General features: G+C 63.9%; 10 protein-coding genes and 1 pseudogene. 4 read left to right on the plus strand and 7 right to left on the minus strand.

Annotated features, from left to right (window positions below; all coding sequences use genetic code 11):
* The first annotated feature begins 155 nt into the window (after positions 1-155).
* Positions 156-887: a CoA transferase subunit A gene (locus QMX78_RS04235; RefSeq protein ID WP_282266866.1), complete on the plus strand. Its 732-nt coding sequence runs from the start codon at positions 156-158 to the stop codon at positions 885-887.
* Position 888: 1 nt separating this feature from the next.
* Complete coding sequence (locus tag QMX78_RS04240; protein WP_282266869.1) at positions 889-1,518, plus strand: CoA transferase subunit B; 630 nt, start codon at positions 889-891, stop codon at positions 1,516-1,518.
* 41 nt (positions 1,519-1,559) lie between these two features.
* On the opposite strand, the gene QMX78_RS04245 is transcribed toward QMX78_RS04240, so the two are convergent.
* Positions 1,560-2,843, minus strand: coding sequence for a glycosyltransferase (locus QMX78_RS04245; protein ID WP_282266871.1), 1,284 nt, complete (start codon positions 2,841-2,843; stop codon positions 1,560-1,562).
* A 68-nt stretch (positions 2,844-2,911) separates the two neighbouring features.
* Here QMX78_RS04245 and QMX78_RS04250 point away from each other — a divergent pair, with 68 nt between their 5' ends.
* Positions 2,912-3,541, plus strand: a complete 630-nt coding sequence (locus QMX78_RS04250) for an alpha-ketoglutarate-dependent dioxygenase AlkB (RefSeq protein ID WP_282266873.1) — start codon at positions 2,912-2,914, stop codon at positions 3,539-3,541.
* On the opposite strand, the gene QMX78_RS04255 is transcribed toward QMX78_RS04250, so the two are convergent.
* Genes QMX78_RS04255 through QMX78_RS04270 form a run of 4 tightly spaced genes read right to left on the minus strand, consistent with a single transcriptional unit; the run spans position 3,495 to position 6,993 of the window.
* Positions 3,495-4,142, minus strand: a complete 648-nt coding sequence (locus QMX78_RS04255; RefSeq protein ID WP_282266874.1) for an ABC-type transport auxiliary lipoprotein family protein — start codon at positions 4,140-4,142, stop codon at positions 3,495-3,497. The two genes, QMX78_RS04250 and QMX78_RS04255, sit on opposite strands and share 47 nt — an antisense overlap.
* Entirely contained in the window at positions 4,139-5,065 is a 927-nt protein-coding gene (locus tag QMX78_RS04260) for an MlaD family protein (protein WP_282266877.1), read from the minus strand. The genes QMX78_RS04255 and QMX78_RS04260 overlap by 4 nt, the downstream gene beginning before the upstream one ends.
* Position 5,066: 1 nt before the next feature.
* Positions 5,067-5,876, minus strand: coding sequence for an ABC transporter ATP-binding protein (locus tag QMX78_RS04265; RefSeq protein WP_282266879.1), 810 nt, complete (start codon positions 5,874-5,876; stop codon positions 5,067-5,069).
* Positions 5,877-5,880: 4 nt separating this feature from the next.
* Positions 5,881-6,993 (minus strand): ABC transporter permease, encoded by a 1,113-nt coding sequence (locus tag QMX78_RS04270; RefSeq protein WP_282266881.1) that lies wholly within the window; start codon positions 6,991-6,993, stop codon positions 5,881-5,883.
* An 83-nt stretch (positions 6,994-7,076) separates the two neighbouring features.
* On the opposite strand from QMX78_RS04270, the gene QMX78_RS04275 reads away from it, so the two are divergent.
* The gene (locus QMX78_RS04275) at positions 7,077-8,348 is read left to right on the plus strand and encodes a threonine/serine exporter family protein (protein ID WP_282266883.1); all 1,272 of its coding nucleotides are present in this window, start codon (positions 7,077-7,079) and stop codon (positions 8,346-8,348) included.
* Positions 8,349-8,643: 295 nt separating this feature from the next.
* Here QMX78_RS04275 and QMX78_RS04280 read toward each other — a convergent pair.
* Together QMX78_RS04280 and QMX78_RS04285 are read right to left on the minus strand one after the other, a co-directional pair.
* Positions 8,644-9,021, minus strand: a pseudogene (locus tag QMX78_RS04280) (H-NS family nucleoid-associated regulatory protein); the annotation flags it as partial.
* A gap of 162 nt (positions 9,022-9,183) precedes the next feature.
* Positions 9,184-10,878, minus strand: coding sequence for a proline--tRNA ligase (locus tag QMX78_RS04285; protein ID WP_282266885.1), 1,695 nt, complete (start codon positions 10,876-10,878; stop codon positions 9,184-9,186).
* Positions 10,879-11,000: the final 122 nt, after the last annotated feature.

Below are 11,000 nucleotides of genomic sequence, written 5' to 3' on the forward strand. Positions count from 1 at the left end.
GATCACCTAGTTTAGTCGGCTACGCGTCCGCAGGCTGTCTGCACGCTGGATGGAAGTCCCAAGGTGCGCAAAACGTGCTGGCCGAAGGTCCAAGGGGGGTTGCCCTTGCGGTATGGCTAGAATATGGACATCTTCAGCACTGTGAGCGTGATGCGATGAGCGATCTCTCCCCGACCCGGCAGCGTGGCAAGGTTTTTGCCAGCGCCGCCGAGGCCCTGGCCGGCATCGTGGCCGATGGGCAAACCCTTGCCGTAGGTGGTTTTGGCCTGTGTGGCATTCCCGAGGCACTGATTGCCGCGCTGCGCGACAGCGGGGTCAAGGGCCTGACCGCTATCTCCAATAATGCCGGTGTCGATGGCTTCGGCCTGGGCCAGCTGCTGGAAACCCGCCAGATCAAGAAGATGATTTCGTCCTATGTGGGCGAGAACAAGGAGTTCGAGCGTCAGTACCTGGCCGGCGAGCTGGAGCTGGAATTCAACCCGCAAGGCACCCTGGCCGAGCGCCTGCGCGCCGGTGGTGCGGGAATCCCGGCGTTCTTCACCGCTACCGGCTACGGCACCATCGTTGCCGAAGGCAAGGAGACCCGCGAGATCGACGGCAAGCACTATGTGCTGGAAACCGCGCTCAAGGCTGACGTCTCGCTGGTCAAGGCGTGGAAGGCCGATGAAGCCGGCAACCTGCTGTTCCGCAAGACCGCGCGCAACTTCAATCCGGCCTGCGCCATGGCTGGCAAAGTCTGCGTGGTCGAAGTGGAAGAGATCGTGGCGGTGGGCGCCATCGACCCGGACCAGGTGCACCTGCCGGGCATCTACGTTGATCGCATCGTATTGAACGCAACGCCGGAGAAGCGCATCGAACAGCGCACCGTGCGTCAGGAGGGGAACTGAGATGGCCTGGACCCGTGACGAAATGGCACAGCGCGCCGCGCGCGAGCTGACCGATGGTGCCTACGTGAACCTGGGTATCGGCCTGCCGACCCTGGTGGCCAATCACATCCCCGACGGCGTGGACGTGTGGCTGCAGTCCGAGAACGGCCTGCTCGGCATCGGCCCGTTCCCGACCGAAGCGGAGGTCGATGCCGACCTGATCAACGCCGGCAAGCAGACCGTCACCGCACGCGCGGGTGCCAGCTACTTCGGCAGCCATGACTCGTTCGCGATGATCCGCGGCGGGCACATCAACCTGGCCATCCTTGGCGCGATGCAGGTCACTGATAAAGGCGACCTGGCCAACTGGATGGTGCCGGGCAAGATGGTCAAGGGCATGGGCGGCGCGATGGATCTTGTCGCCGGCGTGCAGCGCGTTGTGGTGCTGATGGAGCACACCGCCAAGAATGGCGAGCACAAGATCCTGCCGGAGTGCACCCTGCCGCTGACGGGCGTAGGTGTGGTCGACCGCATCATCACCGACCTGGCGATCTTCGATGTGAGCGCTGGTGGCCTGGTATTGGTGGAAGCCGCGCCGGGTGTCAGTGATGACGAACTGAAAGAAAAGACCGGCGTGCCGTTCCGGCGCTGAGTCGTGAGGATGGGGCGATTGGCGGTGCGGACCGCCAATCGTCAGTCTGCGGGTAGCAGCGCCTGCAGCGTTTCGCGCGCCAATGCTGATGAAAAGTGGTCTTCGATGTTGCGGTAGCCATTGGCAGACAGGCGTTGCCACAGCGTGGCGTCCTGGTAAAGCCGTACCACCTGTGCGGCGTAGTCTTCGGCGCTGTCGGCAATCAAGGCATTGTCATCGTGGCGCAGGAACATGCCTTCGGCGGCAATGCCGGTAGCCACTACTGGCAGGCCGTGGCTCATGGCTTGGTTGATCTTGCCCTTGACCCCGGCACCACTGCGCAACGGTGCAAGGTTGATGCGGCTGTGTTGCAGGTAGGGTTCGACTTCGGGCACATGGCCGTGCACGACCACGTCATCGGCGCGCAGGCGTTGCGCCTCCTGTGCTGGGATCTCGCCGACCAGGTGCAATACCACGCCCGGCAGCTGCTGCCTTAGCAGTGGCATGATGTCGGTCAACAACCAGGCAATGGCTTCCTGGTTTGGGTGATGCTGGTAGCCGCCAACAAACAACAGACCGGAAGTGTCGGCGAAATTGCGCTCGGCAACGGCTACGTCATGCACGTTGGAAAGCACGGATACGGGTGTGTCCACGCCATTGGCGCGCAGGTAGTCCAGCTCGGCGTGGCTGACCACGGTGGTGGCATCGCTGGCAGCGATCAAGGCGAACTCTTCGGTCCGTGCCTGCTCGGCGATGCGCAGCAATGCCTGGTCGTTCTGAAGCTCGGCGGCGCGTTGCAGGCGCACGTGGTGCAGGTCGACCGTGTCGAAGATGATCGGTGCCGCAGTGAAGGCACGCACCAGTTGCAGATGGCGACGAGCAACATGATGCCGGCACAGGAAAACAGCGTTCACCTGATTGCCGTTGTGCTGCAGCCAGCGATCCAGGCGAGCTTGGCCGGGCGTGCCGATCAATTCGACGCCGAGTGTTCCCAGTAGCGCCGCCGACTCGCTTGTCAGCTGGTTGTTGTCTGGCATGAACGCCACTGACCAGCCCAATTCGCGGCAGAGCCGCAGCAGTGCCAGTGCGCGTACCGAACCCGAGTCACGGCTGGGGGTAGGGGTGGCGGCATCAATGAACAGCAGCAGCCTTCCGCTGCGGGTGTGGACCGTGGCCGGTCCAGTCAGCGCGGTATCCGCCAGGGGCTGCACACGGCGGCGGATGGACAGGATGGTGCCACCTACGCCGCGGGTGAAGATGCTGCGCACCAGGCCCGTGGCCAGTGCGATGTTGCGCGACAGGCGCCAGTGTTGCAGGACAATGTGGCGATGCAGAGGGAAGGTCATGGCACTATCGTTGATGAACGCACGGCAGCAGGAACGTGCGTGCAACGGCTGATTCTGAGGGCAGTGGCATGATCGAGCAAACCGGTATCTGCCTTCCCGTCGCGGGCGAGGCGGGAGCAACGGTGGTGCAGCACCTGCCGGCATGGCTGGCCCGGCCCCAGGCCGACGCCTTGCTGCCTGTCCTGCATGCGCAGGTGGCATGGGAAATCCATCGCATCCGCATGTTCGGACGTTGGGTTGATTCGCCGCGGCTGAGCTGCTGGATGGGCGATGCCGATGCGCACTATCGCTATTCGGGTGCGGATTTCCTTCCACATCCTTGGGCGCCGGCAGTGCTGGAGTTGCGCGAGCAGGTGCAGCAGGCCTGTGCCGGCCGCTTCAACAGCGTGCTGCTCAACCGATACCGCGATGGCCGTGACAGCATGGGCTGGCACAGCGATGACGAGCCTGAACTGGGGCCGACGCCGTTGATCGCCTCGCTGAGCCTTGGGGCGCCACGGCGCTTCCTACTGCGGCGTCGCGATGATCCTGCGCGGAAGTTCGAGTACCTGCTCGGTCATGGCGACCTGCTGCTGATGCGCGGGCACTGCCAACGCGACTACCAGCATGCGCTGCCCAAGACCGCGCGGGTGTCGGGCGAACGCATCAATCTCACTTTCCGCCAGATCGCAGCTGTGCCGCATCGCGCTGGCCGCTGAGCAGGGTCCAGCCGATCAGTTCGCTGCTGGTCTTGTGCAACGCGGTTTCGAAGGCAGCGGCGACGCTGCTGATCTCGGCGCTGGTAGCCGGTTCGGCGACAACGAAGGTGCGGGCGGCAACCACGCGCTGGTCCAGGCTGTGGATGAGTTTTGCGTTGAGCTCGATGGTGGCCGCTGGCACTTCGCCGCCGCGGTAGTCCGATTCGAAGCGGCGCAGGTCGGTGGTCAGCTTGTAGTCCGAGCGGATGCCGGTGGCGATGCGCGCGACGGCGTCGATCTTTCCCGAGTCCTCGAAGCCGCGCAGCAAGGTGTCTTCCAGGATATCGGTGGCCGGCTGCGACCAGGTCGCACCGCGGTAGACCTCCAGCTCACCCGGGGTTGGCCGCACGTTGATGCGCGGGCTGTCGATCAGGCGGGCGGCGCTGGGTTTGGCGATGGCCAGCTGCCAGCTGACCTGCGGCCAGCCGGGATCAGCCTGCACCCTGACTTGAGGTGCATAGATGGTGATGGACTGGCGGTCGCCGCCGGCCAATACGGAGCAGCCGGCCAAAGCCAGCAGGCAGGCCGGGGCGAGCAGCTTGATCAGGGAAATGCGCTTCATTTGGGTTCGAACTCCTTCGGGGCGTCGCGGCCGAGCAGGTAGCGCGCCGGGTTGTTCTCCAGCCGGTCACTGACCCGGCGCAGATCGCGGATCAGGCCGCGCAGTTCGGTCAGGGTCGGGCCGAGCTGGGCCAGGCCGTCGTTGGCAAAGCTGTTGATGGCCGCTCGGTTCTCGCCAAGGATGGCATCGGCGTTGCCGGCGGCGGAGTCGAGCTTGGCCAGGCTGGTATCAAGCTTGTCCATCGTTGCAGGCAGTTCCCGCAGCACGTTCTCGTCCAGGTTCTTGATGGCGCCGTTGGCCGAACCGAGGGTGACGTTGAGGTTGCGTGCCGCATCGCGTGCCTCCACCAGCAAGGCCTGGGTGCCTTCGTCGCGGTCGGCCAGGCCGCCGCTGATGGTTTCCAGGTGGGCCAGGGTGGAGGTGATCTTGCGGACGTTCTCATCACTGAGCAATTCGTCCATGCGCTCGACCACGCGGTTGGCGACGTCGGTGATGTTCTGCAGTGCCGACGGTGAGGTTGCGATGGTCGGCACCGTTTCCTTGCTGACCGCGGTCAGTGCGGCGGCCTGCGGGGTGCCGCCACTGAGCTGGATGATCGATGGTCCGGTCAGGCTGGTGATGGCCAGCTTGGCGCGGGTATCGGTCTTGACCGGGGTGGTGGAGTTGAGCCGCAGCTTGGCCACTACCTTGCGCGGATCATCGGGAGCCAGGGTCAACTCGGTGATCGAGCCGACCGCGATGCCGTTGTATTGCACGGGGCTGCCCACCGACAAACCGGTCACCGCCTCGGTGAACACCACCCGGTATTCCTGCCAGGTGCGGTCGGAGGAGTACTTGGCCGCCCATAACCCGAAGGCGAGCAGGGCAACGCCGATGAGCAGGGTGAAGGCACCGATCAGGACGTAGTTGGCTTTGGTTTCCATATCAGGCGGGCTCGTGCTGAAGGCCGCGCGCAGCGCGGGCGCGGGGGCCGTGGAAGTATTCGCGTATCCACGGATGGTCGAGTTGTTCGATTTCAGGCAGCGGTGCGTTGGCGATGACCTTGTGGTCGGCCAACACCGCGACGCGGTCACAGATGGCGTAGAGCGTGTCCAGGTCGTGGGTGATCAGGAACACGGTCAGGCCCAGGGCTTCCTGCAACGTCTTGATCAGGTGATCGAAGGCGGCTGCGCCAATCGGGTCGAGGCCGGCGGTGGGTTCATCCAGGAACAGCAGGGGCGGATCCAGCGCCAGCGCACGGGCAAGGCCGGCGCGCTTGCGCATGCCGCCGGAAAGCTGCGAAGGCAGCTTGTTGATGGCGTCGGCGGGCAGGCCGGCCAGCTTCACTTTCAACAAGGCCAGTTCGTAGTGCCAGCGCTCGCTGAGTTCGGGGTGATGCTCCTTCAGCGGCACCTGCACGTTCTCGCCGACCGTCAGCGAGGAGAACAGGGCACCATCCTGGAACAGCACGCCGGTATTGCGCTCGATGCGCAGGCGGTCGGCCGGGTTGCCAGAGCGCGCATCCACGCCCAGCACTTCCATCTGCCCGGCATCGGGCGTGCGCAGGCCGAGGATGGAGCGCATCAATACCGATTTGCCGGTGCCCGAGCCGCCAACCACGCCGAGAATCTCGCCACGGCGGACATCCAGATCCAGCCCGTCGTGCACGGTCTGGCTGCCAAAGCGATTGACCAGCCCGCGCACGCGGATGGCCAGGTCGCTGCCGTCGGTGTTGACGTCTTCCATCGTGCTCATCCCATCACCAGCCCATGTGCATGAACCACAACGCGGCCAGCGCGTCGAGGATGATGACCAGCGAGATTGTCTGCACCACGCTGGAGGTGGTGCGTTCGCCCACCGACTGTGCCGTGCCTTCCACCTTCAGGCCTTCCAGGCAGCCGATCAGCGCGATGATCAGTGCGAACACCGGTGCCTTGGACAGGCCGACCAGCATGTGCCGCACCTCGATGGTGTCGTGCATGCGTGCCAGGTACATCTGCGGCGGGATATCCAGGTCGAACGCGCCAACGGTAACGCCGCCAGCCAGGCCGGCGATCATCGCCACGAAGGTCAGCAAGGGCAGCATGATCAGCAATGCGACCACGCGTGGCAGCACCAGCAGGTCGATCGGATCCAGCCCCAGGGTCTGGATGGCGTCGATTTCCTCGCGTGCTTTCATCGCACCGATCTGCGCGGTGAAGGCGCTGGCGGTGCGGCCAGCCAGCACGATGGCGGTGAGCAGTACCGCGAATTCGCGCAGGAAGGCGATGGAAACCAGCTCCACCACGTAAATCTCCGCGCCGAAGTCGCGCAGGATGGTGGAGCCGAGGAAGGCGATCACCGCGCCCACCAGGTACGACAGCAAAGCCACCAACGGCACCGCGTTCAGGCCAACCTCTTCCATCTGGTTGACCGCGGCGGTGAGCCGGAATCGGCGTGGCTGGCGGAACAACCGCGCCAGCTTGGCCAGGTTCTCGCCGAGGAAGTTGACCAGCACCACGATGTTGCCGGCAATGGCATGCACCGAGCGGCCGAGGCGATCCAAGGCGGCGGCGACGCCGTAGTCGCGTTGCGGCTTGGGGCGTTCATCGGCGACTTCCTCGATGGTGCAGACCAGCGCCTGATGGTCGCTGCGGAACTGCAGCGCGTCATCCTGCAGCCCAAGCTTGTGCGCATAGCGCAGCAACAGCAGTACACCGGCCGAATCCAGCCGGTCGATGGCGCGCGCATCGATGCCGGTTACGGTCCCGGTCTGGGCATGCAATACCTCGCTGGAGCGCAGTGCGGTCGCCAAGGTCCAATTGCCGGAAAGCCTGAGCAGGCCGTCCGCATCGGGGGGCAGAACGCAATCGGGCGGGGGAATGTCTTTCATGGTGACCATTGGTTACGGAGAATAACCTGTCCGCCCTTCAAGCCAGATGAGTATTTCATCCGCTTCAGGTGATACTAGCGGCCATGTCTGCCGAAACCCTTGCCGCCGCCCCGGCCACTGCTTCCAATCGCGCTACCTACGCGCAACGTGTGGCCTTCGTTTCGGAGATGGCTGGGCGCCTGCACAGCTATGGCACAACCGCCCAGCGTCTGGAGGCGGCGGTAGTGGCATTGGCACAGCAGCTGGACCTGGATTGCGAGCCGTGGTCGAACCCGACTGGCTTGATCCTGAGTTTCAGCGACCCCACCCGTGCCATTGGTTCCAGTGACATCACCCGCGTTATCCGGCTGGGGCCGGGCGATACCAATCTGCACAAGCTGGCCATGGCCGACCAGATCGCCGATGCGGTCTCCGCCGGGCAGATGTCGATCGCGCAGGGGCATACCGCGCTGCGCCAGCTCGACAAGGATGGCGGCCTGCGCAGCAAGATCCAGCTGCTGGCCTCGTTCACCCTGGGCTCGGCCGGTGTGGCCGGCCTGTGGCGGCTGCCGTGGCTGGATATCGCCACCGCCGGCATCACCGGTCTGCTGATTGGCCTGATGCTGTTCTATACCGACCGCCGCGTCGCCACACGCGAGGCCGGCGAAGCCTTGGCGGCGTTGCTGGCGGGTTTTGTGGCGGTGTTGGTGGCCAGTTTCATCGGGCCGCTGAACATGAACTCCACCATCATCGCCTCGCTGGTGGTGCTGTTGCCCGGCATGGCGTTGACCAACTCGGTCAATGAACTGGCCAGCGGGCATTGGGTGTCCGGTACGGCGCGCTTCGCCGGCGCGCTGACCACCATCATGAAACTCACGGTGGGCGCGATGATCGCGGTGACCATTGCCAATTCCATCGGCCTGGAGCCGATCATCCGCGCCTCGCGGCCGCAATCCAACTGGGTGGAATGGGGCTCGGTGCTGGTCGCCTCATTCGCGTTCGCCATGCTGTTCCGCGCCAGCCGGCGCGATTACCTCTGGGTAATGGCCGCCTCGGTTGCTGGTTATGCGATTTCCCGTTACGGCGGACAGCAATGGGGGGCGCCGGCCGGCATCTTTCTGGCGGCGATGACGGTGACTGCTGCCGGCAATCTGTTTGGACGCATCGTCCAGCGCCCGGGGGCGATCATCCGTCTGCCCGGCATCATCATGCTGGTGCCCGGCAGTACCAGCCTGCGTGGGGTGTTGAGCCTGATCCAGCAGCAGAATGTGAGCGCCGGTGAATCGGCGCTGCTGACCGTGGTCAATGTGGTGATGGCGCTGGTGGCCGGCCTGCTGTTCGGTAACCTGCTGGTGCCGGCACGCAAGAATCTGTAACTGGGGCGGTTGCTGCCAGGGGTAATCAGGCGGCGCTGCCAGCGCCGCGTTGCAGGATGCTGGTGATTGTGTAGCCCGGGTAAGCGCAGCGCATCTGGGGCTGTCCGCGGATTTTCTGCAGGATCACCGGAATCCAAAGCTCCCGGGTGCGCTGCGCTTACCCGGGCTACTTTGTCGTTCGTTTAGCCAGCGAGTGCCTGCAATAAACAATTTGTGGCGACTGTGAATACAGAAATGCAATAAGAAAACGCCGGCAATCTGCCGGCGTTTTGTAATCCATATTCCAGAATAATTACTTCTGGATCAGGAAATCTTCAACCTTGCGGCCTGCCTTGGTGTATTCGGCCAGCCAGCGCGGCTGCTTGCCACGGCCGGTCCAGGTTTCAGCGGCATTGGCCGGGTTGCGGTACTTCGGCTCAACCTTCGGCAGCTTGCGGCCGGTCTTGGCAGCGCCCTTGCTGGCCTTGGCGCCACGCGGGGCCTTCACTGCAACGGCAGCGCCGGTGCCGAACAACTCTTCGACGGTATAACCAGCCTTCTTTGCCGCAGCGGCAACCAGGGCGCGGGCCTTGGCAATCGGCTGGCGCTTGGCTACAACGGTTTTGCGCTTCTGAGCGTCACGGATAAGAACGGCCAGTTCTTTGGCCGACAGCTGGGACAGATCGATACTCATCGAATAACTACTCCGGATAATGGGTTGGGGGTGTATGCCATTCCGTGGCAGCGCAACAAAGCATACCGGGCTGGTCGCGGTAATGACAGATTAATAGCGTTTTCGATGTTATCCGGAAATGAAAACGCCGGGACAATGTCCCGGCGTTATAAGCAGTCAACGTCAGCCGATGATCTTGCTGATCACCGTGGCCTGGTCCAGATTCTCCGCCTCGGCGGCGTTGCGTGCGCGGTATTCAACCGTGCCAGCGGCAAGCCCGCGTTCCGACACCACGATGCGATGCGGAATACCGATCAGTTCCATATCGGCAAACATCTGGCCCGGACGCAGGCCGCGGTCGTCCAGTGCGGCATCCACGCCAGCGGCCTGCAGTTCGGCCAGCAGCGCTTCGGCGGCGGCAGTTACCGTCGGGTCCTGTTTCGGGTTGATCATGCATACCACCGCCTGCCACGGGGCCATGCTGACCGGCCAGATAATGCCGGCGTCATCGTGGTTCTGTTCGATGGCGGCGGCGACGATGCGTGATACGCCAATGCCGTAGCACCCCATCGCCATCACCGCAGCCTTGCCGTTCTGGTCCAGCACGGTAGCCTTCAGTGCCTGCGCATACTGGCGGCCGAGCTGGAATACGTGGCCAACCTCGATGCCGCGGGTAATCTTCAGTTCGCCGCCGTCCTGGGCCCGGTCGCCGGCCACGACGTTGCGGATATCGGCCACTTCCGGCTCGGCCAGGTCGCGGCCCCAGTTGACGCCGGCAATATGCAGGCCTTTCTCATTGGCACCGACCACGAAATCGGCCATTGCCGCTACTTCGCGGTCAGCGACAACACGGATCGCCTTGCGCGGATTCAAGGGGCCGAGGAAACCCGGCTCGCTGCCCAGATAATCGGCAATCTCGGCCTCGCTGGCCATGCGGTAATCCGCCAGGCCAGCCACCTTGGCCAGTTTGATTTCGTTGACTTCGTGGTCGCCACGGACCAGGGCAAGCACGAATTCATTCTCAGTGGTCATTACCGCAATCGACTTCACCGTGCGCAACAGGGCGATGCCCATCAGCGCGGCGACTTCCTCGCAGGTCTTCTGGGTGGGGGTATCGATCCTGCGCAGTTCTTCGTTGGCGGCGCAGCGCGCTGCCGGATCAGCGGCAATCGCGGCTTCCACATTGGCGGCGTAGTCCGAGCCGGTGGAAAACACCAACGCGTCTTCACCGGAATCGGCAATCACGTGGAATTCCTGCGAGGCATCACCGCCGATCGCGCCGGAATCGGCCTGCACCGCGCGGAACTCCAGGCCCAGACGGGTGAAGATGCGGGTGTAGGCGGCCTTCATGTTTTCGTATTCGGCGACCAGGCTGGCGTCGTCCAGATGGAAGGAGTAGGCATCCTTCATCAGAAACTCGCGCGAGCGCATGACGCCGAAACGCGGACGGATTTCGTCACGGAACTTGGTCTGCACCTGGTAGAAATTGACCGGCAGCTGCTTGTAACTGGACAGCTCCTGGCGCGCGAAGTCGGTAATGGCTTCCTCGGCGGTGGGGCTGTAGCAGTATTCCTGCTCCTTGCGGTCCTTGATCTTCAGCAGCTGGCCGCCGAATTTCTCCCAGCGACCGGTTTCTTCCCACAGTTCCTTGGGCTGGATGGTCGGTAGTTGCAGTTCCACAGCACCGGCGCGGTTCATTTCCTCGCGGACGATGGTTTCCACCTTGCGCAGCACCCGCAGGCCCAGCGGCGACCAGGTGTACAGGCCCGATGCCAGCTTGCGGATCATGCCCGCGCGCAGCATCAGCCGATGGCTGACCAGCTCGGCGTCGGCGGGAGTTTCCTTGGTGGTGTGCAGGTGGAAGCGGGAAAGACGCATGGCAGGGGGCTTCGCAAAACGGACGATCCCCTATTTTGCCAGCCTTGCAGCCCACTCGCACCGCCACCAACGGGGTAGGGGGCAAAACCGGGGTCAGAGTCGGGTTTTGCAAAGCAAAACCC

This window comes from Stenotrophomonas sp. PS02298, assembly GCF_029959445.1.
GTDB lineage: Bacteria > Pseudomonadota > Gammaproteobacteria > Xanthomonadales > Xanthomonadaceae > Stenotrophomonas.

Excerpts from the sequence above, each read along its gene's own strand:
- QMX78_RS04240 (WP_282266869.1), top strand. The coding sequence starts at position 889 with ATGGCCTGGACCCGTGACGAAATGGCACAGCGCGCCGCGCGCGAGCTG.
- QMX78_RS04285 (WP_282266885.1), bottom strand. The coding sequence starts at position 10,878 with ATGCGTCTTTCCCGCTTCCACCTGCACACCACCAAGGAAACTCCCGCC.
- QMX78_RS04265 (WP_282266879.1), bottom strand. The coding sequence starts at position 5,876 with ATGAGCACGATGGAAGACGTCAACACCGACGGCAGCGACCTGGCCATC.
- QMX78_RS04250 (WP_282266873.1), top strand. The coding sequence starts at position 2,912 with ATGATCGAGCAAACCGGTATCTGCCTTCCCGTCGCGGGCGAGGCGGGA.
- QMX78_RS04275 (WP_282266883.1), top strand. The coding sequence starts at position 7,077 with ATGTCTGCCGAAACCCTTGCCGCCGCCCCGGCCACTGCTTCCAATCGC.
- QMX78_RS04270 (WP_282266881.1), bottom strand. The coding sequence starts at position 6,993 with ATGAAAGACATTCCCCCGCCCGATTGCGTTCTGCCCCCCGATGCGGAC.
- QMX78_RS04235 (WP_282266866.1), top strand. The coding sequence starts at position 156 with ATGAGCGATCTCTCCCCGACCCGGCAGCGTGGCAAGGTTTTTGCCAGC.
- QMX78_RS04255 (WP_282266874.1), bottom strand. The coding sequence starts at position 4,142 with ATGAAGCGCATTTCCCTGATCAAGCTGCTCGCCCCGGCCTGCCTGCTG.
- QMX78_RS04260 (WP_282266877.1), bottom strand. The coding sequence starts at position 5,065 with ATGGAAACCAAAGCCAACTACGTCCTGATCGGTGCCTTCACCCTGCTC.
- QMX78_RS04245 (WP_282266871.1), bottom strand. The coding sequence starts at position 2,843 with ATGACCTTCCCTCTGCATCGCCACATTGTCCTGCAACACTGGCGCCTG.